Origin of the sequence: Lentzea sp. NPDC058450, assembly GCF_042721395.1 — a bacterium.
Taxonomy (GTDB): domain Bacteria; phylum Actinomycetota; class Actinomycetes; order Mycobacteriales; family Pseudonocardiaceae; genus Lentzea.
The window spans coordinates 123,970-148,275 of the sequence record NZ_JBHXLO010000026.1 but is presented as its reverse complement, the minus strand read 5'-3'; the positions used below and the strand labels follow the sequence as shown (position 1 = coordinate 148,275).

At 69.4% G+C, this 24,306-nt stretch carries 18 protein-coding genes, 1 pseudogene and 1 riboswitch; of the genes and pseudogenes, 14 read left to right on the top strand and 5 right to left on the bottom strand.

What is annotated here, in order from left to right:
* Positions 1-151: 151 nt before the first annotated feature.
* Both ACFWNN_RS32830 and ACFWNN_RS32825 read right to left on the bottom strand, forming a co-directional pair.
* On the bottom strand, positions 152-1,732 hold the full coding sequence (locus ACFWNN_RS32830) for a cation acetate symporter (RefSeq protein ID WP_382443816.1): 1,581 nt from the start codon (positions 1,730-1,732) through the stop codon (positions 152-154).
* 3 nt (positions 1,733-1,735) lie between these two features.
* Positions 1,736-2,152, bottom strand: a complete 417-nt coding sequence (locus tag ACFWNN_RS32825) for a DUF485 domain-containing protein (RefSeq protein ID WP_382443815.1) — start codon at positions 2,150-2,152, stop codon at positions 1,736-1,738.
* Between the two features lie 298 nt (positions 2,153-2,450).
* On the opposite strand from ACFWNN_RS32825, the pseudogene ACFWNN_RS32820 reads away from it, so the two are divergent.
* The 9 genes and pseudogenes from ACFWNN_RS32820 to ACFWNN_RS32780 all read left to right on the top strand — a co-directional run.
* Positions 2,451-3,791 (top strand): annotated as a pseudogene (locus tag ACFWNN_RS32820) (OFA family MFS transporter); the annotation flags it as partial.
* A gap of 202 nt (positions 3,792-3,993) precedes the next feature.
* A complete protein-coding gene (locus ACFWNN_RS32815) occupies positions 3,994-6,072 on the top strand; it encodes a nitrate- and nitrite sensing domain-containing protein (RefSeq protein WP_382443814.1) in 2,079 nt (692 codons plus the stop codon).
* On the top strand, positions 6,069-6,467 hold the full coding sequence (locus ACFWNN_RS32810; RefSeq protein ID WP_382443813.1) for a roadblock/LC7 domain-containing protein: 399 nt from the start codon (positions 6,069-6,071) through the stop codon (positions 6,465-6,467). The genes ACFWNN_RS32815 and ACFWNN_RS32810 overlap by 4 nt, the downstream gene beginning before the upstream one ends.
* Positions 6,464-7,006 carry a DUF742 domain-containing protein gene (locus ACFWNN_RS32805; protein ID WP_382443812.1) on the top strand — a complete coding sequence of 181 codons (543 nt, stop codon included), beginning with the start codon at positions 6,464-6,466 and terminating at the stop codon, positions 7,004-7,006. The genes ACFWNN_RS32810 and ACFWNN_RS32805 overlap by 4 nt, the downstream gene beginning before the upstream one ends.
* A 64-nt stretch (positions 7,007-7,070) precedes the next feature.
* Entirely contained in the window at positions 7,071-7,658 is a 588-nt protein-coding gene (locus tag ACFWNN_RS32800; RefSeq protein WP_382443811.1) for a nitroreductase family protein, read from the top strand.
* Positions 7,655-10,567, top strand: coding sequence for a BTAD domain-containing putative transcriptional regulator (locus ACFWNN_RS32795; RefSeq protein ID WP_382443810.1), 2,913 nt, complete (start codon positions 7,655-7,657; stop codon positions 10,565-10,567). The genes ACFWNN_RS32800 and ACFWNN_RS32795 overlap by 4 nt, the downstream gene beginning before the upstream one ends.
* A 236-nt stretch (positions 10,568-10,803) precedes the next feature.
* Positions 10,804-12,483 carry a BTAD domain-containing putative transcriptional regulator gene (locus tag ACFWNN_RS32790; RefSeq protein ID WP_382443809.1) on the top strand — a complete coding sequence of 560 codons (1,680 nt, stop codon included), beginning with the start codon at positions 10,804-10,806 and terminating at the stop codon, positions 12,481-12,483.
* Between the two features lie 412 nt (positions 12,484-12,895).
* A complete protein-coding gene (locus ACFWNN_RS32785; protein WP_382443808.1) occupies positions 12,896-13,444 on the top strand; it encodes a Uma2 family endonuclease in 549 nt (182 codons plus the stop codon).
* A gap of 128 nt (positions 13,445-13,572) precedes the next feature.
* Positions 13,573-15,711, top strand: coding sequence for a germacradienol/geosmin synthase (locus ACFWNN_RS32780; protein ID WP_382443807.1), 2,139 nt, complete (start codon positions 13,573-13,575; stop codon positions 15,709-15,711).
* Here the strand turns inward: ACFWNN_RS32780 and ACFWNN_RS32775 are convergent.
* Together ACFWNN_RS32775 and ACFWNN_RS32770 are read right to left on the bottom strand one after the other, a co-directional pair.
* On the bottom strand, positions 15,689-16,711 hold the full coding sequence (locus ACFWNN_RS32775) for an alpha/beta hydrolase (RefSeq protein ID WP_382443806.1): 1,023 nt from the start codon (positions 16,709-16,711) through the stop codon (positions 15,689-15,691). The genes ACFWNN_RS32780 and ACFWNN_RS32775 overlap by 23 nt on opposite strands.
* Complete coding sequence (locus ACFWNN_RS32770; RefSeq protein WP_382443805.1) at positions 16,708-18,054, bottom strand: cytochrome P450; 1,347 nt, start codon at positions 18,052-18,054, stop codon at positions 16,708-16,710. The genes ACFWNN_RS32775 and ACFWNN_RS32770 overlap by 4 nt, the downstream gene beginning before the upstream one ends.
* Before the next feature lie 124 nt (positions 18,055-18,178).
* Between ACFWNN_RS32770 and ACFWNN_RS32765 the strand changes: the two genes are divergently transcribed.
* Together ACFWNN_RS32765 and ACFWNN_RS32760 are read left to right on the top strand one after the other, a co-directional pair.
* Positions 18,179-18,997 carry an SAM-dependent methyltransferase gene (locus ACFWNN_RS32765; RefSeq protein WP_382443804.1) on the top strand — a complete coding sequence of 273 codons (819 nt, stop codon included), beginning with the start codon at positions 18,179-18,181 and terminating at the stop codon, positions 18,995-18,997.
* 73 nt (positions 18,998-19,070) lie between these two features.
* Positions 19,071-20,159 (top strand): FAD-dependent monooxygenase, encoded by a 1,089-nt coding sequence (locus ACFWNN_RS32760; RefSeq protein WP_382443803.1) that lies wholly within the window; start codon positions 19,071-19,073, stop codon positions 20,157-20,159.
* Here the strand turns inward: ACFWNN_RS32760 and ACFWNN_RS32755 are convergent.
* Positions 20,140-21,702, bottom strand: a complete 1,563-nt coding sequence (locus ACFWNN_RS32755; protein ID WP_382443802.1) for a DUF6461 domain-containing protein — start codon at positions 21,700-21,702, stop codon at positions 20,140-20,142. The two genes, ACFWNN_RS32760 and ACFWNN_RS32755, sit on opposite strands and share 20 nt — an antisense overlap.
* 75 nt (positions 21,703-21,777) lie before the next feature.
* A riboswitch (cobalamin riboswitch) is annotated at positions 21,778-21,886 on the top strand.
* A 34-nt stretch (positions 21,887-21,920) separates the two neighbouring features.
* Between ACFWNN_RS32755 and ACFWNN_RS32750 the strand changes: the two genes are divergently transcribed.
* From ACFWNN_RS32750 to ACFWNN_RS32740, 3 genes are read left to right on the top strand one after another with little or no spacing between them, the layout of a single operon-like run.
* Positions 21,921-23,108: a prenyltransferase/squalene oxidase repeat-containing protein gene (locus ACFWNN_RS32750; RefSeq protein ID WP_382443801.1), complete on the top strand. Its 1,188-nt coding sequence runs from the start codon at positions 21,921-21,923 to the stop codon at positions 23,106-23,108.
* Positions 23,108-23,524: a hypothetical protein gene (locus ACFWNN_RS32745; RefSeq protein WP_382443800.1), complete on the top strand. Its 417-nt coding sequence runs from the start codon at positions 23,108-23,110 to the stop codon at positions 23,522-23,524. The genes ACFWNN_RS32750 and ACFWNN_RS32745 overlap by 1 nt, the downstream gene beginning before the upstream one ends.
* Complete coding sequence (locus ACFWNN_RS32740; RefSeq protein ID WP_382443799.1) at positions 23,521-24,288, top strand: hypothetical protein; 768 nt, start codon at positions 23,521-23,523, stop codon at positions 24,286-24,288. Before ACFWNN_RS32745 ends, ACFWNN_RS32740 begins: the two co-directional genes overlap by 4 nt.
* Positions 24,289-24,306: the final 18 nt, after the last annotated feature.

The window sequence follows — 24,306 nt, the reverse complement described above, 5'->3', positions numbered from 1 at the left end:
CCTCGCAAGGGCCCCGAAGTCAAGCCCCAATCGCACACCCCAGGTCTTTCGTCGAGACCCGCGCAACCAACTCTCGCAACCGCAGCCCAACCAACCAAACGCAACCAACCCCGCTGGAACAGGAACCGGCCAACGCAAGCCGACCCGACCCCTAAGTGCGGGCACCGATCCCGGAGATCGCCCGAACCTCCATCTCAGCCGCCCGCTCATCCAACTCCGGCTCCCGCTTGGACAACACAGTCGCCAGGAACCCGCACAAGAACGAGAACGGGATCGACACAAGCCCAGGATTCCCCAGCGGGAACCAGGCGAAGTCGACATCGGGGAAGATCGAAGTGGACGCCCCGGACATCACCGGCGAGAAGATGATCAGCACCAGACAGGACCCCAGCCCGCCGTAGATGCTCCACAACGTCCCGATGGTGTTGAACCGCCGCCAGAAGATCGTGTACAGGATCGTCGACAGGTTCGCGGACGCCGCAAGCGCCAACGCCAGCGACACCAGGAACGCCACGTTCTGCCCGTTGGCCGCGATACCGCCGATGATCGACAGAATCCCGACCACCACCGCGGTCAGGCGAGCGACCCGGATCTCCCGGCGGGGCTCGGCGTTGCCGCGCTTGATCACGTTCGCGTAGACGTCGTGCGCAAAGGACGCAGACGCGGCCAGCGTCAAACCGGCCACCACGGCCAGGATCGTCGCGAACGCCACGGCGGACACGATGCCGAGCAGCACCGCTCCGCCGATCTCGAACGCCAGCAACGGCGCGGCGGAGTTCTCGCCACCGGGTGCGGCGGCGATCTTGTCGGTACCGACAAGAGCCATGGCGCCGAAGCCGATGACCAAGGTGCACAGGTAGAAGATGACCATCGTCCACGTGGCCCACACGACCGAGCGGCGTGCCTCGGAGGCGTTGGGGACGGTGTAGAAGCGCATCAGCACGTGCGGCAGGGACGCGATTCCCAGGACCAGCGACAGCGCCAGCGACACGAAGTCCAGTTTGGACATCGCGCTGAAGCCGTACTTGGCGCCGGGGTCGAGCACCGCATCGCCGAGTTTGTTGTTGTCGGTGGCCTGGTCCATGATCGCCGACAGCGAGAAGCCGAACTTGCCCAGCAGGAAGACGCTCATCAGCGTCACGCAGAGCAGCAGCAGGACGGCCTTGATGATCTGCACCCAGGTGGTGCCCTTCATGCCGCCGACCAGCACGTAGAGCACCATGACCATGCCCACGACGGCGATCAGGATCGCCTGGCCCCACTTCGAGGTCACGTTCAGCAGCAACGCGATCAGGCCGCCGGCGCCCGCCATCTGCGCGATCATGTAGAAGAACGAGATCACCAGCGTCGCGTTCGCCGCGGCCGCGCGGACCGGGCGCTGGCGCATGCGGAACGCCAGGACGTCGCCGACGGTGAAGCGGCCCGTGTTGCGCAGGCCCTCGGCGATCAGCAGCAGGCCGACGAGCCAGGCGACGACCCAGCCGACCGAGTAGAGGAAGCCGTCGTAGCCGTGGGCCGCGATGCCGCCGGAGATGCCGAGGAACGAGGCGGCGGACAGGAAGTCGCCGGAGAGGGCCACGCCGTTCTGGGCGCCGGTGAACGAGCTGCCCGCGGCGTAGTAGTCCGAGGCCGTCACGTTGCGGCTCGACGCGCGGTAGACGATGTAGAGGGTGATCAGGACGAACACCGCGAAGACGCTGAGGTTCAGCACCGGGTTGCCGGTGGTGGGCATGCCTTACTCCTCGACGCCTGTCTTCTCTGCCAGCAATTTCCGCTGCGGGTCCAGCCGTCGCTTTGCGTAACGGGCATAACCGAGCGTGATGATGATCGAAGTCACAAACTGTCCGAGACCCAGCAGGATGCCGAGGTTGATCACGCCGATCACCTTGGTGCTGACGAAGTCTTTCGCGTACGCGGACAGCAGTACGAAGGTCAGGTAGGACGCGAGGAAAAGCGCCGTCATCGGGAAGATGAACGTCGTGAGACGGCGCCGGAGAGTCCGGAATTCTTCGGTCTCGCGAATCGCGGCGTACTTCGGGTTGCCGTCGGAATCGACGTACGACAAAGTCTCGGGGTCGTCGAACGACGCGAAACCCCGGATTTCCCGGTACTCGTGCTGCGCTTCGCCAGGCGACCTCATCGCCTTGGTCATGTGCCCCTGCCCCTCGTGTGCGGGCTCACTGTAGCGCTCTCACGTGTGCAGTCAACGTGGTGGACGTCCAGGAACCGGGCGAAACCGGACCAATGCCGGATCCCAACCGGACGGAAACCGGACTGAAACCCGGTGCGCCCATTCGTCTCAAATGGTTCGAACCAGGCTTTGTGTCAAGTGGACGGTCAAGAGTTGCACACGGCGCAACACCTGAAGCCTTCGTCAAGACCGTTGTCGCACGTGTGCACCTGTCCTAGGATCGATCGGTCCGCATTAAGTGGTGACGGTTGGGGATAAAGTGGGGTTCTTAGCGCGCGAACGCCAAGTCGCGCCTCCCGGATGGAACCGCTGGCTCGTTCCGCCCGCGGCTCTGGCGATTCATCTCTCCATTGGTCAGGCCTACGCCTGGAGCGTCTTCAAGACGCCGTTGGAGAAATCGCTCGGCATCACGGGAACGCAGTCCGCACTGCCGTTCCAGCTCGGCATCGTCATGCTCGGGCTCTCGGCCGCCGTGCTCGGCACGACGGTGGAGCGCCGGGGTCCGCGCTGGGCCATGCTGATGTCCACGATCGCCTTCTGCTCGGGTCTGCTGATCTCCGCGCTCGGCGTGTGGGCCGGCCAGTACTGGGTCGTCGTGCTGGGTTACGGCGTCGTCGGCGGCATCGGTCTCGGCATCGGCTACATCTCACCGGTCTCGACGCTGATCAAGTGGTTCCCCGACCGGCCGGGCATGGCGACCGGCATCGCGATCATGGGCTTCGGCGGCGGTGCGCTGATCGCGTCCCCGTGGTCGACCTCGATGCTGGCGGCGTTCGGCTCCACCACTTCGGGCATCGGCCAGGCCTTCCTCGTGCACGGCCTCGCCTACGCGGTCTTCATGAGCCTCGGCGTGCTGCTGATCCGCCTGCCCTCCCCGGAGTTCACCGCGGAGAAGGAGGCGCTGCTCAAGGACCGGCCCAAGGCCTCCGTGCCGCACAACGTCTCCGCGAACAACGCGATCAGGACGCCGCAGTTCTGGCTCCTGTGGGTCGTGCTCTGCTTCAACGTCACCGCGGGCATCGGCATCCTGGAGAAGGCCGCCCCGATGCTGGTCGACTTCTTCAAGGAGTCCTCGACGCCGGTCGCCACGGCGGCCGCCACCGGTTTCGTCGCGCTGCTGAGCGCCGCGAACATGGCCGGTCGCATCGTCTGGTCGTCCACTTCGGACATCGTGGGGCGCAAGAACATCTACCGCCTCTACCTGGGCGCGGGCGCGCTGCTGTACCTCTTGCTGCTCACGATCGGCTCGTCCAGCGTCCCGCTGTTCGTGGTCGCGGCGATGGTGATCCTGTCGTTCTACGGCGCGGGCTTCGCGACCGTCCCCGCGTACCTGCGGGACCTGTTCGGCACCTACCAGGTCGGCGCGATCCACGGCCGCCTGCTCACGGCCTGGTCCGTGGCCGGTGTCCTGGGGCCGCTGATCGTCAACGCCATCGCGGACGCCGGCAAGAAGGCCGGGCACACCGGTCCGGACTTGTACGCGACGTCGTTCTACATCATGATCTCGCTGCTGGTCGTCGGTTTCGTCGCGAACGAGTTGATCCGCCCGGTCAACCCGAAGTTCCACGAGCCGAAGGCGGAGCAGTCCGAGAACCCCGCTCCGCAGAGCGACGACGACACCGTCGCGAAGTGGAACGAAGCAGAGGCCGCTGACGCTGCCGAGAAGCAGGACGCGGAAGGCGTGGTGAAGAAGTGAGCTCCCAGCAACGCTTGCTGCTCATCGGTGCGTGGCTGTGGGTGGGGCTGCCCCTCGCCTACGGCCTGTACCGGCTCTTCCTGAACGCGGCCAAGCTCTTCGTCTGATGTTCAAGTCGCTCGCGAACTGGCGCAACTGGCGCCTGCCGGTGAAGCTCGCCGCGGTGCTGATCGTTCCGGTCACCATCGCGGTGGGCGCCGGCGTCGTGCTCATCAACTCCCAGATCGAGCGCGCCGACTCCTACGCGGAACTGCAACGGCTCGTGAAGGTCCGTGCCGCCCTCATCCCCGTGATCGAGGGCGTGCAGGCGGAACGGCGGATCGTCGCCGAGGGCGTCGGTCCGGAGGCCCTCGCCGAACAGAGCAAGCGCACCGACGACGCCCGCGCGGTGCTGCGCGACCAGATCGGCAGGACCTCTCTCAGCGAGGTCGTGACCGCCCGCATCACCGAGGTCCAGAACCGCATCGGCGACCTGACGGTGTTGCGCGACCGCAGCAGCAACGACATCCCCGCGGTGATCAAGATCTACTCCGAGCTCACCGACTCGCTGCTCGACGTCGACGAGGTGATGGCCAGCGAGTTCGGCGACGCCGCCCTGCTGCGCACCGCGATGGGCCTGCACCACGTGGTGCACGTCCGCGACCAGGTGCTCTACCAGCAGGCCGTCGTGCTGTCCGGGCTCACCCGCGGCCAGCTCAGCAACGCCGAGGTCCGCGCGCTGGTCGAGTCGAACGTCAAGCTCGGCTACATCGCGGACGAGTTCGCGGCCCTCGCGACGCCCGACCAGATGAAGGTCTACGGCAAGAACTTCAGCGGCCCGGACATCGAGGCCCAGCGCACGATGCTGGCCGCCGCCGTGCTGCACCCGACCTCGGACCTGCCTCCCACCGGGAACAACAGGCCCAAGCCGTTGCCGATCGCGACGCAGGACTGGACGAAGGCCACGGACGCCGTCGTCACCGCGATGGGCAGCGTGATCACGGGTCTGCAGGACGACCTGCGGAACACCTCGAACCGCCTGCGCGACGAGTCCAGCGACGCCGCCGGTACTGCGTCCGCGATCCTGTTCGCCAGCCTGATCCTGGCGGCCACGGTCGGGTTCGTCGTCGGCCGCTACCTGCTGCGCTCGCTGAACGCGCTGCGCCGCTCCGCTCTCGACGTGGCGTGGACCAAGCTGCCCGAGATGGTCGCGACCGGCCGCGGCAGCACCGAGATCGAGGCCGTGCCGGTCGGCACGACCGAGGAGTTCGGCCAGGTGGCCCGCGCGTTCGACGAGGTGCACCAGCAGGCCGTGAAGGCGGTCATCGAGCAGGCGAGCATGCGCGCCAACATGCGCAACATCTTCGTCAACCTCTCGCGCCGCAGCCAGAGCCTCGTCGAACGCCAGCTCAAGCTGATGGAGGAGCTGGAGAAGTTCGAGGAGGACCCGGACCAGCTGGCGAACCTCTTCAAGCTCGACCACCTCGCCACCCGCATGCGCCGCAACAACGAGAACCTGATGGTGCTCTCCGGCGGCGACGTGGCCCGGCGGTTCCACCAGGCGATCCCGCTCACCGACGTGCTGCGCGCGGCGGCGGCGGAGATCGAGCAGTACCAACGCGTGATGGTGCACACCGCGCCCAACGCCGAGGTCGTCGGCTACGTGGCGAGCGACCTGGTCCGCCTGCTCGCCGAGCTCCTCGACAACGCGACGGCGTTCTCGCCGCCGGGCACGCAGGTCGCGATCAGCGCGTCGATCGAGGCCGGCGACATCGTCCAGATCGACGTGATCGACCAGGGCATCGGCATCGACGCCGAGGCGCTCGCCGCGGTGAACCACCGCCTCGAGGCCGCAGGAGAGGGCGTGGACGTCCAGGTCTCCCGCGAAATGGGACTTTTCGTCGTCGGAAGGCTCGCCGCACGCCACCAGATCGTGGTACGTCTGGACGCCAAACAAGGTAGGGGGACTCGCGCGATCGTGTTGGTTCCCGCCGAACTGGCTCCACGACGGGAAGAGTCCTGGGAGTCTTTCCGAGGGGAGGCGATCGAACGGCAGCAGGCGTCGTGGTTCCAGCAGACGCGTGCCGCCGCACCGCCGCCACCCCCCGCACCCGCACGCCAGACGCCGGAGTCGGCCCGAGGTTTCCTCAACGCCTTCCAGCGGGGTGTGCAACGCGGCCTTCCCGAAAACCAGGAGAGTCGATGAGCACGCAGGTGGACCAGTTCGGCTGGCTGGTCACCAACTTCGCCGAACGCACACCCGGCATCGAGCACGCCGTGGTGATCTCGGCGGACGGGTTGGTGTTGATCTCGACGTCGAAGCTGCCGGAGCACGTCGCACCGCAGTTCGCGGCGATCGTGGCCGGGGTGGTCTCGCTCGCCGAGTCGGCGTCGTACGTCTTCGCCGGCGAGGCGGTCGTCCGCACGGTCGTGCAGATGGACAGGGGCGTCATGCTGCTGTCCGCGATCAGCGACGGCTCGGTCCTCGCGGTGCTGGCGTCGTCGTCCGCCGACGTCGCCCAGATCGCGTACGAGATGACCGTGGTGACCCGCCAGGTGGGCCAGCTGCTCACACCGGAACTGCGGGCTGAGCTCGCATGAGCAGAGAGCCTGACGATCAGGTCAACTTCGGTGACCTGATCAGCGGTTTCAGCTTCGACAGCGAACGGATCCGCAAACGCGGCAAGAAGAAGGCGCAGCGCGCGCCCGAACCGCCGCCGGAGCAGCCGGACCCGTACGCCACGGCACCGTTCCAGCCGTTCCCGGTCGTCCCGCCGCTGCCGTCGGTGGAGACCGGCTTCGACGCGTCGTCGTCGATCGTCCGCGCCTACGCGTGGACCGGCGGCCGCACCACGTCCGACGTGCACCTGGAGATCGAGACCCTGGTGTCGGTGAACGAGTTCTCGTCCACCGCGGTCCGGCCGGAGCACCAGGACGTGCTGGCGTTGTGCGCGCAGCCCCGCTCGGTGGCGGAGATCGCCGCGTTGCGCGGGCTGCCGCTGGGCGTCACGAAGGTGCTGCTCGGCGACATGGCCGGGCACGGGCTGATCGACGTGCACCGCACGGCGTCGTCGTTCGGCGGCGACCGGCCGGACGGCGTGCTGATGGAACGCGTTCTGGCGGGTCTGCGCAGGCTGTAGAGGTCTCAGGTGAGCGACCCCGGCCGCTGCTACGGTCGGGGTCGGCTCAACTCTGGGGGTAGACGTGGAGTTCCAGGACGTGGTCCGCCGCAGGCGGATGGTGCGCAAGTTCACCGACGAGCCCGTCAGCGAGGAGAGCGTCCAGCGGATCATGCGCAACGCCGTGCGCGGTCCGTCGGCGGGCTTCTCGCAGGGCCAGGGTTTCCTGGTGCTGCGGGGCGAGTCGCTGAAGAAGTTCTCCGAGATGTTCGAGTGGTGGAGCGGCGAGGACGCGAAGACCGCACCGCTCGTCGTCATCCCGTTCTCGGCCAAGAAGGTCTACCTGGACCGGTACGCCGAACCGGACAAGGCCGAGGCCGGGCTCACCGAGGACAGGTGGCCGGTGCCCTACTGGGACATCGACACCGGCATGGCCTCGCTGCTGATCCTCCAGACCGCCGTCGACGAAGGGCTCGGCGCGGTGTTCTTCGGGACCGACCGGGACACGTGGCCGCAGCTGCGCGAGGCGTTCGGAGTGCCCGAGATGTACACGCCGATCGGCGTCATCGCGATCGGCCACTCCGCCGAGGAGGGCATCTCCGAGGGTGCCTCGCCGTTGCGGCGCAGGCGCAAGGACCTCGACGAGATGGTGCGCTGGGACCAGTGGGCGTGAGGTCGTTCGGCCTGCTCGGGCCGTTGGACGTGGTGCTCGACGGGCAGCGCGTCCACGTTCCGGCGGGCAAGCGGCGCGTCGTGCTCGCGGCGCTGCTGATGCGCGCAGGCCAGGTGGTGGGCGTCGACGAACTGGCCGAGCTCGCCGGCGGATCGCGCAACGCCCTGCAGACCACGGTCGGGCGGCTGCGCGAGGCGTTGCCCGGCATCGTGCTCACCAGGCCCGGCGGGTACCTGCTCGACGTGCAGCCCGACGAGGTGGACGTCCACCGGTTCGGCACGCTTCCACCGCGGGCCGCGCTGGAACTGTGGCGCGGGCGGCCGTTCGCGGACATCGGCAGCGACGCGCTGGAACGCGACCACGCGCCCGCGTTGACGGAGAAGTACCTCGCGGTGCTGGAGGCGAGGATCGAAGCCGACCTGCGCGACGGCGCGCACGAACTGCTGGTGCCCGAACTGCGGTCGCTCACCCGGGCGCACCCGACCAGGGAACGGATGTGGGCGCAGCTGATCGTGGCGCTGCACCGCTGCGACCGGCAGACAGAGGCGTTGCAGGCCTACGACGACATCCGCGGCCGGCTCGCCGAGGAGCTCGGCCTCGATCCCGGCAAGGACCTGCAGAAGGCGCACCAGCAGGTGCTGACGGCGGACAACCGGCCGAGGGCGCGCAACGACCTGCCCGGCGACATCGCCGACTTCGCGGGCCGCGGCGAGCACCTGGACGAGATCATCGCCGCCGTGCCGTCCGGGTGCGTCGCGATCACCGCCATCGACGGGATGGCCGGCATCGGCAAGACGACCCTCGCGGTCAGGGCCGCGCACCGGCTCGCGGGGAGGTTCCCGGACGCGCAGCTGTTCGTGGACCTGCACTCCTACACCGAGGGCGTCGAGCCGCGCACGCCGTCGGACGCGCTGCTGGCGTTGCTGACCGCGCTCGGCGTGCCCGCCCAGGACATCCCGGACGGACTGGACGCCCGTTCAGCCCGGTGGCGCGCGGAAATGGCGCACCGCAAGGCACTCGTGGTGCTCGACAACGCGGGCAGCGCGTCCCAGGTCCGCCCGCTGCTGCCCGGCACCGGGCTCGTGCTGGTGACCAGCCGCAGACGACTCGTCGACCTCGACGCGGCGCACACGATCTCGCTGGACGTGCTGTCCGAGGAGGACTCGCTGACGCTGCTGGCGAGCATCGCCGGGCGGCAGGTCGGGGACTCCGCGCGCGAGATCGTCCGGCTGTGCGGTCACCTGCCGCTGGCGGTCCGGATCGTCGGTGCCCGCTGGCGGACCCGTCCGGCGTGGTCCGCGCAGGACCTGGTGCGGCGCCTGTCCTCGCACCGGCTCACCGAGCTGGCCGCGGGCGAACGCAGCGTCGCGGGCGCGTTCTCCCTGTCCTACCAGCAGCTCACCGCAGATCAGCAGCGGTTGTTCCGGTTGCTCGGCCTGCACACCGGCGAGGACTGGGACGCGCACCTCGCCGCGGCGGTGATCGACTCGACGCGGGCGACCGCCGAACGGCTGCTGGAGGAACTGCTGGACGCGCATCTGGTGCAGCAGAAGGAGAACGGCCGCTACCGCTTTCACGACCTGCTCGCGGACCACGCGAAGGCGCTGGTCAGGCCGGAGGAACGCGACGGGGCGATCGTCCGCGTCCTCGACCACTACCTGCACGGCGCCGAGGCCTCCGCGCGCAGGATCGCGCCCAGCCGTCCCGAGCTCGACTCGGCCGTCACCCGCAGGCCCGCCGACCCGCCGGTGTTCGCCACGCCGTTCGAGGCGCTGGCGTGGCAGGAGGCCGAGCGGCTCAACCTCAGGGCCGCCGTCTACCTGGCCGCGTACGAGGGCCACTACCACCACGCGTGGCAGCTGCCGCACCAGTTCGCGCACTACCTGCTGCTGCACGGGGCCGGCAAGGAACGGGTCGAGGTGCTGAGCGTCGCCCTCGCGGCCGCCCGCCACCTGGGTGATCTCAAGGCGCGCGCGGAAGCGTTGCGGGGCCTGGGAACCGTGTACATGGAGGAGAACGACGACAAGGCGGACACGAACCTGCACGAGGCGCTCGACCTCATGCGCCAGATCGGCGATCTGCGCGGCGAGGCGTCGGTGATGGGACTGCTCGGCATGACGGCGCGCAGGAGAGGCGAGTTCGACACGTCCCTCGACTACTTCGAACGTGGCATCGTGCTGATGCGCCGGGCGAACGCCCCGACCGGGGTGGCGAGCGCACTGCACCACATCGGCATCAACCACGCCCAGCAGGGACAGCCCGACGAGGCCATCTCGTACATGCGCCAGGCGGTCGAGCTGTTCGCGGCGCACGGCGACGTCAGGTCCACCGCGATGACCCTGCACAACATCGCCCACGTGCACTTCGACAGGTTCGAGGACGAGGAGTGCCTCGCCCACGCGGACCGGTCGCTGGTCGCCTACCGCGAGTCGGCCGACCGGCGGGGCGAGGCGCTCGCCTTCGCCGACTACGCCTACTGGCACTACGAGATGGGTCACCACGGGACCGCCGCCGAGATGGCGCGGGAAAGCTCTCGGTTGTGCCGGGCCTACCTGAACCTGCCGGACGACCGCACCGTGCTGGCGTCCATGGAGGACGTCCGCGACCACGTCGGCCAGATGGCGTTGCTCGTGGTGCTGTCGCTCGACGCCCAGCTCTCCGGCCGGTTGACCGAGGCGCTCGGCCACCTGCGGCGGTGCCTGGTGCTCGTGCAGGGCCGCAGCTGGTGGAGCCACGACCGGGTGCTCGGCCAGCTCTCGGCGGTGCACCTCGCTCTCGGCGACACCACGGCCGCGCTCCGGTACGCGCACGAGGCGGTGGCCGTGGCCGAGAAGTCACCTCAGCCCCGGGCCATCGCCTTCGCCCGCGAGACCCTGGCTAGAGCGTCAGCCCCAGCACGACCAGCGTGACCACGGCCGCCACCAGCACGGCGTAGGCCACCCACTGCCCGACCCTGTCCCCGGTCCTGCGCATCCCGTGCTCCCCTCGGTGGTGTCGCCACCGAGGGTCGGGAACGCCGCCCACACCTCGTCCCCACCGCGAGCACACGGCCGATTTCCGGAGACGGCCCGCGATGCTCGGAAAAGGGGTGCGCACCTCGTTCTGGGACCGGTGAGCCGGGAAAGCTGCCCTACCGTGGCCGCCCGTGGACTTCGGGATTCTGGGGCCGGTGGAGGCCCGTGACGGCGCGGTGCGGCTCGACCTGGGCGGGGTGCGCGGGCAGAAGGTGCTCGCGGCGTTGCTGCTCGCGCCCGACCGGGTGGTGCCGCTGACGCACCTCGTCGACGTCGTGTGGGACGGCGAGCCGCCCTCGACGGCCAAGCACCAGATCCAGAAGTCCGTCGGGGACCTGCGGGTGGTGCTCGGGTCGCCGGCGGCGATCGCCACGGACGGCGTCGGCTACCGGCTGGTGCTGGGGTCCGCCGGGCTGGACGTGGTGACGTTCGAACGGCACGTGGCCGCGGCGCAGGACGCCGAGCCGGTGGAGGCCGTGCGAATCCTGCGGACGGCCCTCGGGTTGTGGCGCGGACCCGCGTTGGAGGGGCTCGCGAGCGGGGCGTTGCGGGCCGACGCGGAACGGCTGGACGAACGCCGGATCACGGTGGCGCAGCAGTGCTTCGCGGTGCAACTGGAGCTCGGGCAGCACGCGCAGGTGCTCACCGACCTGTCCGCGCTCGTGGCCGCGAACCCGTTGCGCGAACAGCTGGTCGAGCAGCTGATGACGGCACTGCACCGGTCCGACCGGCAGGCCGACGCGCTGGAGCTCTACGACCGGACGCGCCGGCTGCTCGCGGGCGGCCTCGGAGTCGAGCCGGGGCTCGGGCTGCGCAGGGCGCACCAGGCGATCCTGAGCCGGCAGCGGTCGCCCGCACCGGACGCTCCCGCGCAGCTGCCCGCGTGCCCGGCCACGTTCACCGGTCGTCAGTCCTCTGTGGACGAACTGGACTCGTCCGCGTTCTCCGTCGTCACCGGTGGGCCCGGCGTGGGCAAGACGGCGCTCGCCGTGCACTGGGCGCACCGGGTGCGGGACAGGTTCCCCGACGGCCAGCTCTACGTGCACCTGCGGGCGCACGACGACGGTCCGCCCACGACGGCGGCGGACGCGCTGGCCCAGTGCCTGCGCGCGCTCGGGGTGCCGAAGATCCCCGCTGACACGGGAGAACGGGCGGGGCTCTTCCGGTCCGTCCTCGCCGACCGCCGGGTGTTGCTCGTGCTGGACGACGCGGCGAGCGAGGACCAGGTCCGGCCGTTGCTGCCGGGTACGCCGGGGTGCGCGGTGGTCGTCACGAGCCGCAACCACCTGCGCGGGCTCGTCGCCCTCGACGACGCCCGCCCCGTCGAACTCGGCCTGCTCACCCGGGACGAGGCGCACGCGTTGATCACCAGGCTCGCCGGGGGAGAACCGGACGCCGTCGCGGGCCTCGCGGCGGTCTGCGGGTACCTGCCGCTCGCGATCCGCATCGCCGTCGCGAACCTCGGGCCGAACGGGATCGCCGACGCCGCAACGGATCTCGCGCACGGCAACCGGTTGGCCCTGCTCGCGATCGACGGCGACCGGCGGGCCGCGGTGACGGGAGCGTTCGAACGGTCGGTGCGCGCGTTGCCGGAAGCCGCCGCGAGGCTCTTCCGGCGGCTGGGATCGTTGCCCGGCAACGACTTCACCGCGCACACCGCGTCCGGTCTGGTGGGCGTGGACGACGCGCGCGGCCTGCTGTCGTCGTTGGAGAGCGCGAGCCTGATCGAGGCGCACGGCGGTGGCCGGTTCCGGGTGCCGGACCTGCTGCACGCGTACGCGAGGTCGTTGTGCGAGAGTGAGAAAGAGTGAACCGGGGTACTCCGGGAAATGGGTGCGACCTTTTTCGATCTTGCGGAAGTGAGCTTCGTGTGAGCTATTGCTCCAACCGAGTGCTTGGCTCCCCCGTAAGATTCCGTTAGGGTCGCATTCGCGAGCAATTGGCGGGGTGGATGACGTTACCGAAAATCGCCCAAAAATTGATCAAAAATTAGCCACTTGTTCGATTGAAACCATCTTGCTGCTCCGACCGGGTGAGAGTCTCCACGGCAGGACCATTCGCCGCTCACCCTGCGGGACGGTGGTGACGAAGACGTGTGCGTGCAGTGGTGCGGGGTCGGCCAAAAGGGGCTTGCGAGTCGTGAGAATCGGACCAGTCTTGTCTAATGGCATCGCCGGGACCCGTCCGGCGGACAGTGGCCTCGACGCGGGGGTGGAACGCACCATGGGTGGTGTCCCGACGTTTCCCCACGGCAGACCGCTGACGTGGGCGGACTTGGAGGCGATGCCTGATGACGGGCACCGTTTCGAACTCGTCGACGGGGTGCTCGTCATGAGCCCCTCACCCCGACCGGTCCACCAGCGGGTCGTCGCCCGCCTGCTGGTGGCGCTGACCGCTGCCTGCCCACCGGAGCTGGAGGTCCTCCCGGCTCCGGTCGACGTCGTGCTCGCCGACGACACGGTCTTCATTCCCGACCTCGTCGTGGGCCGGCGTGAGCAGTTCTCGAAACAGGCGCTCATCGGACCGCCCGTGCTGGCGGTCGAGGTCCTGTCGCCGCGCACGCGACACGTCGACCTCGAACTCAAGCGGGCGAAGTTCCAGGAAGTCGGCTGCGCGAACTACTGGATGATCGATTACGACCAGCCGTGGCTGCGGTGCCTGCACCTCGAAAACGGCGTCTACGTCGAACAGGGCCGTTCCGACGGCGAGGAGATCATCGAACTGCAGTTCCCGTTCGCGGTGAAGCTCAGCGCTCAGTCGTTGGTCCGCTGACGTCGTTGGGCTGAACGGGCGAGACTGATCCACGCTCGTGTGGATCAAGGTGTCACCATCTGGCGTCCCCGTGCGCCGGGCTGGTTGCGTGCAGTGCGTCCAGCCCGACGCGCGGAGGTCCAACGCACATGCAGCCGTTCCAGCTGCCGGAGTTCTACACGCCCCACCCGGCCAGGCTGAATCCGAACCTCGACCGCGCCCGCACGCACACCAGGGCGTGGGCGCGCGAGATGGACATGATCGACGTGCCGCAGCACGGGACGGTCGTCTGGAGCGCCGAGGACCTCGAAGCGCACGACTACGCGTTGCTCTGCGCCTACACCCACCCCGACTGCGACGGGGAGACGCTCGACCTGATCACCGACTGGTACGTGTGGGTCTTCTACTTCGACGACCACTTCGTCGAGCTGTACAAGCGCAGCCCGGACATCGCCGGCGCCCAGGCCTACCTCGACCGGTTGCCGTTGTTCATGCCCGTCCACGGCTTCATCACGGCCGCCCCGGAGAACCCCGTCGAGAAGGGCCTCGCGGACCTCTGGCGCCGCACGGTCGGCCGGCACTCGCTCGACTGGCGCGAGCGGTTCGCCGCCAACACGAAGCACCTGCTGGACGAGTCGATGTGGGAGCTGCACAACATCAGCTCGAAGCGGCTCTCCAACCCCATCGAGTACGTCGAGATGCGGCGCAAGGTCGGCGGCGCGCCGTGGAGCGCGAACCTGGTCGAGCACGCGGTGGGCCTCGAAGTGCCGGCCTCGATCGCGGGCTCACGGCCGATCGGCGTGCTCCGGGACACCTTCAGCGACGCCGTCCACCTGCGCAACGACCTGTTCTCGTACGAACGCGAGGTGCTCGACGAGGGCGAGCTGTCCAACGGCGTGCTGGTGTTCGAGAAGTTCCTCGGGCTGCCCACCCAGCAGGCCGCGGAGGCCGTGAACGACCTGCTGACGTCCCGGCTGCACCAGTTCGAGCACACGGCGCTCACCGAGCTGCCCCTGCTGCTCGACGAGCACGCGGTCGACCCCATCGGGCGCGCGGCCGTCCTCGGCTACGTGAAGGGCCTGCAGGACTGGCAGGCGGGTGGGCACGAGTGGCACCTGAAGTCGTCCCGCTACATGAACGCCGCGCCACGGCCGCAGCTCGGCGTTCTCGGGTCGTTCGCCAAGACGATGCCGCAACGGATCCGCCAGTTCTCCAGCACGCCGAAGACCGTCGAGCCGTACACGCTGCCGCGCTTCGAGGTGCCGTTCCCGCTGACCCTCGCGCCGCACCTCGACCAGGCGCGCGGCGAGGTCGTGGCGTGGGCCGTCGAGCACGGCCTGACCAGCGAGGGCGTCTGGGACGAGGGCAAGGTGCGCGGGTACGACTTCCCGTTGTGCTCTGCGGGCATCGACCCGGACGCGACGCCGCAGGAGCTCTTCCTGTCCGGCTGCTGGCTCACCTGGGGCACGTACGCCGACGACGTCTACCCGCTCTGGTACGGCACCAGCCGCAGTCTCGCCGGCGTGAAAGCGCAAACGGCGCGGTTGAAAGCCTGCATGCCGCTGGACCTCGTGCCGCAGCTCGTTCCCGCGAACGCGATGGAACTGTCGCTCGCTGATCTCTGGCAACGGACGGCGGGGCCGATGACCTCGGCGTTCCGCGCCACGTTCCGCGAGACCGTCGACGCGATGCTCGACGCGTGGGTGTGGGAAGTGATCAACATGCACTTCAACCGCATCCCCGATCCGATCGACTACGTGGAAATGCGGCGCAGCACGTTCGGTTCCGAGCTGACGACCTCGCTGTCGCGGTTCTCGCATTCCGCGACCGTGCCCGCCGAGCTCTGGGGAACGCGGGTCGTGCAGACCATGGAACGGTCGGCCATGGATTACTGCACGATGCTGAACGACGTCTTCTCGTACTCGAAGGAGATTCAGCACGAGGGCGAGGTGCACAACATGGTCCGGGTCGTCGAGAACTTCCTCGGGGTCTCGCAATCACGGGCTTTCGAGATCACCTACGCGTTGATGGACGCCCGCCTCGACCAGTTCGTCAGATCTGTCGAGACCGACCTGCCACGGCTCTTCGACGATCTCCGGCTCGACCCGGCGGCACGGTCCGGGCTGACCCGGTACGCCGACGAGCTGAAGGACTGGATCGCCGGGATCATCCACTGGCACGAGGAGACCAGCCGCTACGACGAGACCGGAGGACACCCGGTGTTCCACCAGGGACCGTCCGGCCTCGGCACTTCGGCCCTCCGCCTCACATCCCGAACTTCGCGCTGAGCCAGGCGCGGGTCGCTGCTCGGTACTCCTCCGCGTTGCGGTGCAGACCGAGCGAGTGACCCGCGCCCGGCAGCACGTACGTCTGGAGCTGCGCTTCCGGTGCGTAGTAAGGAGCTTCCTGAGCGCGCAACGAGTTCGCGCTGGAACAGTCGCGCAACGCCAGCAGACCGCAGAACAGCACGTCGTCGCTGCCGACGGCCTGGAACACCGGGACATTGATGCCGAGCGTCGTCGGCAGCACGATGCCGAACACGGCGACAGTTCCCATGCCGGGCACGGACACTTGGTCCTTGGTCGCCTCGTCCGCGTTGACCACGGCCTGCTCGGCGTCGTTCATCGCGTAGAACAACCCGGCCCGCGCTCCCGGCCGGGTCGTGAAGTACAGCGGGTCGCTGCCCAGGCGGGCCAGCACGTCGTCGAGGAACGCGGGCTGAAGTCCCAGCGCCGCACCGAGAGCGAGCACGGGGACGGCGGGCATGTGCGTCATGCCGGACAGCACCACGCCGTCGACGTCCCGGTAGGTCGCGGCCTCCGCCGCGACGATGCCGGAGCCGACGGAGTGCCCGACGATGACGACCTTGCGGTACGCCGTGCCGCCGACGCGTCCCGCCCGCAGGTGCTGCACGACGTCGTGCATCGACCGCGCCTCGACGGAGATCAGCATCGGCAGGCTGAGCGGGTGCGCCGAGGCACCCGTGCCGAGCCGGTCGACGGCGAACGTCGCCCTGCCCGCGCGGGCCATCGTCCGTTGGTACGAATAGGACTCCGGCACTCCCGGCAGGTCCCAGTACGCGCGGTTGTACGTGCCGCCGTGCACCAGCAGCTGGATGGTGTCCGGGTTCGCACCGGCGGGCGTGCAGAGCTGGCCGGACACCGTGGCGGTGCCGGTGGGCCCGGACACCGGGAGCGTGGTGAGCGAGCAGTCGGCGCCGGAGGCGTGCGCGGCGGGCGTGAGCGACGTCAGCGCCAGTACGGCCGCCAGAACGGGGAGCAGTTTCACGCTTGCGGCTTTCTCTGTGTTTGATCCCTTTGGGTGGCGACCATCGGGAGCTGGTTCGGCTGCATGGTCGCCTTCACCTGGGCGTAGACGCGTTGTCCCGCAACGGGGACGAGGTCCCAGCGGGTCGCGATCGTCGCGGCGGCGATCGCGATCTCCGTGTGGGCGAGGAAGTGTCCTGGGCAGAACCGGGAGCCCGCACCAAACGGGATGAAGGCGCCCTTGGGCAGTTTCGCGGCTCGTTCGGGTTCCCAGCGGTCGGGGTCGAAGCCGTCGGGATCGGGGAACCAGCGGGGATCGCGGTGCAGGGTGTGCTGGGAGACGGCGATCTCCGAGCCTTCGGGCACGAGCACGCCGCCGATCTCGACGTCCTCGCGGGCCCGGCGCATGAGGATCACCGGCGGGGTGCGGCGGAGCACCTCGTTGATGATCCGGCCGGTGTACTCCAGCTTCGCCACGTCGTCGAACTTCGCCGGCCGGTCGCCCAGCACCGCGTCGACCTCGGCGTGGAACCGTTGCCGCACAGCGGGTCTGGTGCCGACCTCGTGGAAGAACCAGGCGAGTGCCACCGCCGTCGTCTCGGCGCCGGTGGTGAGGATCGTGACGACCTCGTCGGTGATCTGCTCGTCGGTCATCGCCTCGCCGGTGTCCGCGTCCCGCGCGGCGAGCAGGGCCGACAGCAGGTCGCCGTGGTCGGTGCCTTCTTCTCGCGCGTTCAGCACGACGGCGGGGATCGCCCTGCGCAGCCGGGCCGCGGCCTCGTCGAACTCGCGGTTCGCCCTGAGCGGCAGCCGTTCCACGAAGCCCGGCGAGAACGCGCGCACCAGCACGTGCTTCAGCATGATCGGGATGGAGTGCTTGATCTCGGCCAGTACCTCGTGACCGAGTTCGGCGGAGAACAACGTGCGTCCGGCGACGGTCATCACGAAGTCCTGCATCAGTGCGTCGACCTCGAGCCGTTGCCCGCCGTGCCACGAGTCGCGCAGCTCGGTCGCGAGCGTCGTGATCACGGTCTCCGCGTACGTCGAGACCCTGGCGCGGGAGAACGCGGGCAGCATCATCCGGCGCTGCCGCTGGTTGAACGCGCCGTTCGACGTCGCGAGCCCGTTGCCGAACAGCGGGCGCATCTTGTCGAAGACGATGCCCTTGTCGAACTTGTCCGACGCCAGCAGTTCCAGCGCGAGCGCGGGAGAAGTGACCATGTGCACCGGTAGGGGACCGAGGAAGACCTTCACGACGTCCCCGTTGGCGGGTAACGAAGCGAGGAACTCGACCGGCGCGCGCAGCAGCTTCACGGAGTGCCCGACGAGAGGCCAACGGCCTGGCACCGTCGTGACGCCCGGCATCACCACCACCCTCTCGTGCGACCCCGAACAAACTAGGGCCATCCGTCCAGTGGTGGCGAGCAGATACACACGATCGGATGCTCATTCGTTCGTCCGGACTGGTGCACACGGATACGCTCAGTCGGTGAGCAACGACGCCGGTTGGGTTCCACCAGGTGTAGACACGACGGTGCCCTCACCGGCACGGGTGTACGACTACTGGCTCGGCGGTGGCCACAACTTCGCTCCCGACCGCGCGCTGGGCGAGAAGATCCTTCAGATCATGCCCGGCGTCCGGGACGCGGCCCGGCTGAACAGGTCGTTCCTGCGCAGGGCCGCGCTGCACATGGTCGAGCGGGGCGTGCGGCAGTTCCTCGACATCGGCTCCGGCATCCCGACCGTCGGCAACCTGCACGAGATCGTGCAGGCCGAGGCGCCGGACTGCCGGATCGTCTACGTCGACAGGGACCCGGTCGCGGTCGCGCACAGCGAGTTGATCCTCTCCGGCAACGGCAACACCGCCGTCGTCCAGGCGGACCTCCGCGACCTGGACGCGATCTTCAACGCCGACCCGACCCGCAAGCTGCTCGACTTCGACCAGCCGGTCGGCCTGTTCATGCTGCTGGTGCTGCACTTCGTGCCGGACGAGTGGGACCCGGTGTCGATCGTCGGGCAGTACCGCGACCGGCTCGCGCCCGGCAGCTTCCTCGCGGTGTCGCACGCGTCGGCCGAGGCCAAGCCCGCCGGCATGGACGAGGCCGTGCAGACCTACAACGTGAAGAGCACCGCGAACCAGGCGTTCCCGCGCACGCACGACGAGGTGATGGCGTTCTTCGGCGGGTTCGAGGTGGTCGAGCCCGGCCTGGTCGGCTGCCCGTCGTGGCGGCCGGACGGCGGGGGCGACTTCGCGGCCAACGCGGAGATCAACGAAGTGCCCTTCGCGGGGGTCGCTGTCAAACCCTGACGGCCGATGGTCAGCGGACGGTCAGCGCTGGTCGGCACCTTGTGAGCACACACCGACTCACAGGGGGAACATCATGAGGAACGTCCTGATCTCCGGCGCCAGCATCGGCGGCCCCGCCCTCGCGCACTGGCTGCGCAAGCTCGGTTTCGACGTGACGGTGGTCGAGCGGTACCGGGGGATGCGGCCCGGCGGCCAGGCCATCGACGTGCGCGGCCCGGCGTTGGAGGTCGTCGAGCGCATGGGCCTCGGCGACCAGCTCCGGTCGTTCAGCACCGACATGCGCGGCATGAACGTGGTCGACGCCGACGGCAACGAGCTGTTCAGCTCCACCACGCACACCCTGAGCGGCGGCGACCTGTCGAGCCCCGACGTCGAGCTGCTGCGCGACGACCTCGCCACGATGCTGTTCGACGCGGCCGAGGGCGTGGAGTACCTGTTCGACGACAGCATCACCTCGATCGACGGCACCCGCGTGACGTTCGAGAAGGCGGAGCCGCGCGACTTCGACGTCATCGTCGGCGCGGACGGCCTGCACTCCAACGTCCGGCGGCTCGCGTTCGGCCCGGAGAAGGACTTCATCTCGCATCTCGGCCTGAACCTCGCCGTCTTCACCGCGCCGAACTTCCTCGGCCTCGACCACTGGCAGACGTTCCAGCAGGGCGACGTCGTGGGCGGCGGCATCATGAGCGCCCGGTCGAACACGGAATGCCGGGTGTACATGGGTTTCAACGGCGAGGTGGACTTCGACTACCGCGACGTCGACGCCCAGCGCGCGTTGCTGGCAGAGAAGTTCGAGGGCGCCGGGTGGGTGTGGCCGACCGCGGTCAAGCACATGTGGGAGGCGCCGGACTTCCACTTCGACTCGATGAGCCAGATCCGGATGGAGTCGTGGTCCACCGGTCACGTCGTGCTGCTCGGGGACGCCGGGTACTGCGGTTCGCCGTTGTCCGGGCAGGGCACCAGCATGGCGCTGGTCGGCGCGTACGTGCTCGCTCACGAACTGGCCGCGAACCCGTCCACCGCGTTCGCCCGCTACGAGGAGATCCTGCGGCCGTACGTGCTCGCGAACCAGGAGATGGCGCTGAAGAACCAGATCAACGGCGGCGCGCCCACGGAGGAGTTCGCCGCCGTCGTCAACAGCCTCAGCCTTCCCAGCTACTGAACAGGTCCAGGATCGCCAGACGGACGTCCGCCTCGGGGATCGCGGTGCCGGTGAACCTCACCGCCGCCGTGATCCCCTTGGCGTTGGTGTGCCGCCAGTCGGTGAAGCTGATGTCCCGCAACGCCTCCAGCACCTCGGGATCGTTCCCGAAGTCGGTTTCGCCCATCGCCTCGCACGCGCCCAGAAGCTTACCGCCGCGGGCGAACGACAACCTCGTGAGCGCGTTGACGTTCCAGAAGTGGCTGGCGGCCTTCCCGTTGCGGGACAGGTGTTCCAGCAGTTCCTCGTTCGATCCCCGGTAGTTGTTGTTCTCGATGACGAGCACGCCGCCGTCGATCTCGACCGCGATCGAGTCCTCGTCGAAGTGGTCCACCACGTCGTCCACGCCGAGGCCGGTGACGATCGTGACGGTGGCGGCCTCGCCCAGTTCGTCCTCCAGCCACCGGTACGGCTTGTCGGGCCTCGGTATCGGCGGTGGGAGCGGCTCGCCCCGCAGCAGGTGCCCGACGCGGTCGGTCGTCTTGAGCAGCGCCGGTTCCTGGTGCGGCGCCTGCCAGATCGTGAGCTGGTACTGCTCGTCGTCCTCGTCCCGGCCGCTCGCGCAGACCCTGGCGCGGAACTCCCCGGGCCACGGCGCGGTGGTGCCGTGGCCGAGCTTCGCGTCACCGTTGACCGCGGTGTAGCTGATCTCGACGACCTCGTCCCAGTGCTCCAGGTCCTGCGGCTCCGGCGGTTCCATCAGCGTCCGCACCGACACGTCGACCTCGCCCGTCTCGATGCCGGTGCGCACGGCGAACCCGGTCTCGACGGGCGCGGCGAGCCCGGTGGCGCCGAAGTCCGTCGCCTCGCCGGGTTCCTCGGCGAGCGCGAACTGGTGGTTCGTCACGGTCGCCTTGGTGGGCCAGGACATCCCGATGTACGCGCGGCGGCGTTTCTCCAGCAGCGCACGGGTGTAGGCGTCCGGCATCGGCACGTCCGGGATGATCTCGGCGGTCGCGCCGATGCCGATCCCGATGGCCGCCACCGGGTCCCGGGCGCAGTCGGTGCCGACGGCGTTGAGGATCGCGCGCGCCACCACCACGGCGGTGGCCAGGTGAGCCCGGCCGCGCTGGACGGCGATCGCGTCCTCGTCACCGGTGAGGCCGCGCTGGTCGGGCATGGCCGCACGGGCGTGCCGGATGATCAGGTCGCCGACGCCCTGGTGCACCACCAGCACGAACCTCGTCGGCGACGACAACGCGCTCTGGCCTTCGAAGCTCATGAAGCCGAAAGCGCCGTCGCGCAGCGGTGTGAGGCCGGCGATCAGGTCGGCCGGTGCGGTCAGGTCCAGCTTCGCGACCGCGAGCTCCAGCGCGCCCAGCAGCCGTTCGGCGGGCAGGCTCGGGAACCGTTCCAGCGCCTGCTGCACGATCGTGGCCCCGGGATGGCCGGCGTACTCCGGCCTGCGGGTGGTGTAGCGGCCGATGAGCGCGGCCGGCTCGGCTGGAATCAAGCTCTCCAACGACGGCACGGCGTCGTCGATCAGTTTCTGAAAGTCCCCCATGCACACGATTGTGGTCATGCGGTGATCAATGGTCCAGCTCACAGCCATTTGACTACGTCTGATCCCTCCCGCACGATCCATGGTTGACAACAGCATCCGCACGCCGCGGGGGAAGCCGGTGCAACTCCGGCACTGACCCGCAACGGTGAAAGTCCGACTGCCCGTGGCGCGCGGTGGCTCCATCGACCCGTCGAGGACAGCGGGCTAGGGGAGGCGCAGTGATCAGGAGATCGGCGTTGGCCGCCGTGGTGGCGGCAGCGCTCGTGGTGACACCGCAGGCGCGGGCGGCCGAGACGCCGTCGGCGGGCACGTGGCTGGCCGCTCAGTTCGTCGGCGGTACCCACCTGCTCAAGGGGCCTGACCTCGTCGATCCCGGGCTGACGGCGGACGGCGTGTACGCGCTGGCGGCGGCCGGCGTGGGCAAGTCGACGGCTGCGCGGGCGGCCGCGTGGCTCGGGGAGCCCGACCAGATGCTCGCGCTGGTCGGCGACGGCGAGGCCGAGTCGTACGTCGGTGGGCTGGTGAAGCTCGCGCTGGTGGCGCAGACGCTCGGCACCGATCCTCACGCGTTCGCGGGCGTCGACCTGCTGGAGCGGCTCGCGCCGTTGCAGGAGTCGTCCGGGCGGTTCCGCGACAAGACCGATCCCGAGTGGGACCAGACCAACGCGTTCACGCAGGCGTTGGCGATCATCGTGCTGAAGCGCGCCGGGGAGTCGTTCGAGAAGCCGTTGGCGTACCAGGTCTCGACGCAGTGTCCGGACGGCGGGTTCCCGATCGCCTTCGAGCAGGCCACCTGCAAGTCCGATGTGGACGGTACGGCGATGGTGCTCCAGGCGTTGCTGGCGGCGGGGGAGAAGACCGCTTCGCCCAAGGCCCTGACGTGGCTGGCCGGGCAGCAGCAGGCCGACGGCGGCTTCCCCGCGGCCACGGCCGGGTCCAACGCCAACAGCACGGGCCTCGCGGTCGGCGCTCTGGTCGCGGGCGAGCGCGGTGCTGCCGCGGACAAGGCCGTGGCGTACCTGAAGTCGTTGCAGGTCGGGTGTTCCGGGCCCGACGCACAACGCGGTGGTGTCGCTTACGACGCCGCCGGTTTCGAGCTCTACCCGGCGATCCGCGCGACCACGCAGGCGATGCTGGGCCTGGCGCGGGTGAGCCTCGCCGACGTGTCGGCGGCGTCCGCCACTCCCGGTGTGCCCGCGATCGACTGCACGGTCACGCCTCCTTCCTCTTCGGAGCCTCCGGTGCCCACGGTGCCCGCTCCGGCCGGGCCTGAGGCGCCGGTCGATCCGCCGCTCGCCGTCACCGGACCTGACCAGGCCGTGCCGCTGACGCTGTTCGGTTCGTTCGCGGTGCTCGCCGGTGCTGTCCTGCTGTTCGTCTCCCGTCGTCGGAAGGTTGGTGCGTGATGCGCCGCATGCTCGCTGTCCTCGCCCTGCTCGCCGGCACGTTCGTCGTGGCAACGCCTGCCTCTGCGGCTCCGTGCGCGGGCGTCAAGGTCGTCGTGGACTTCGGTTCTCTCGGCGGAGGCGTCCAGACGGGCTGCGCCGCCGGCGACCCCACGACGGGCCTGACCGCGTTGACCGGCGCGAACTTCACGTACTCGTTCGTGCCGCGCCAGCCCGGTTTCGTGTGCCGGATCAACCTGCTCCCGAACCCGTGCGCCGCGCCCACGACCAGCGCGTACTGGTCGTACTGGCACGCCTCCGCCCCCGGTGGCACCTGGACCTACAGCACCTCGGGCGCCGGCAGCTACAACCCGGCTCCCGGCACCGTCGAGGGCTGGGCGTTCGGCGCCGGCGCCGCCCCGAACGCCACCCCGTGAAACGGCTCTTCCTCGCGCTGGCACTGATCGCCGCCTTCACCCCGGTGCCTGCCTTCGCGGCGGGCTGCGACGGCGTGACCGTCGTCGTGGACTACCGGGGGCTGGGCGGCGGCGTGCAGCAGGGGTGCGCGGCGGGCAGTCCGTCGTCCGGCATCGCGGCCCTGACCGCCGCCGGTTTCGGCTACACGTACGCGCAACGGCAGCAGGGTTTCGTCTGCCGCATCAACGGAAGGCCGGGCACGGACACCGACAAGTGCGTCACCACGTCGCCCGCCACGGCCTACTGGTCGTACTGGCACGCACCGGCCGGCGGCGCCTGGACCTACAGCAACCAGGGGGCGGCGACCTACGTCCCGGCGCGCGGAACCGTGCAGGGGTGGGCATTCGGCGCCGGCGAACAGCCGGGCATCGCCCCGCCCGCCGCACCCGCGCCACCCCCGCCGGTGCAACAGCCGCCTGCTCAGCAACCACCCGCACAACAACCGCCTGCGCAGCAACCGCCGGCGGCGACCACGACCACCGCGCCTCCCACGACTTCCGCGCCTTCGTCGACGGCACCGCCTTCGTCGGCCGCGTCGTCCGCCGCGGCGGAGTCGTCGACCTCGGTCGCGGTGGAGACCGTGCGGCCGGTGGAGGAGAAGGCGCTGGAGCAGAAGTCGGGCCTCGGCTGGTTGTGGACGCTGCTCGGGGTGCTGGCGATCGCCGCGCTTGCGATCGCGGGGCTGCTGGTGGCTCGGCGACGGCGTCTCGCGGAAGAGGAGTGAGGCGGCGCGGTGGGTGCG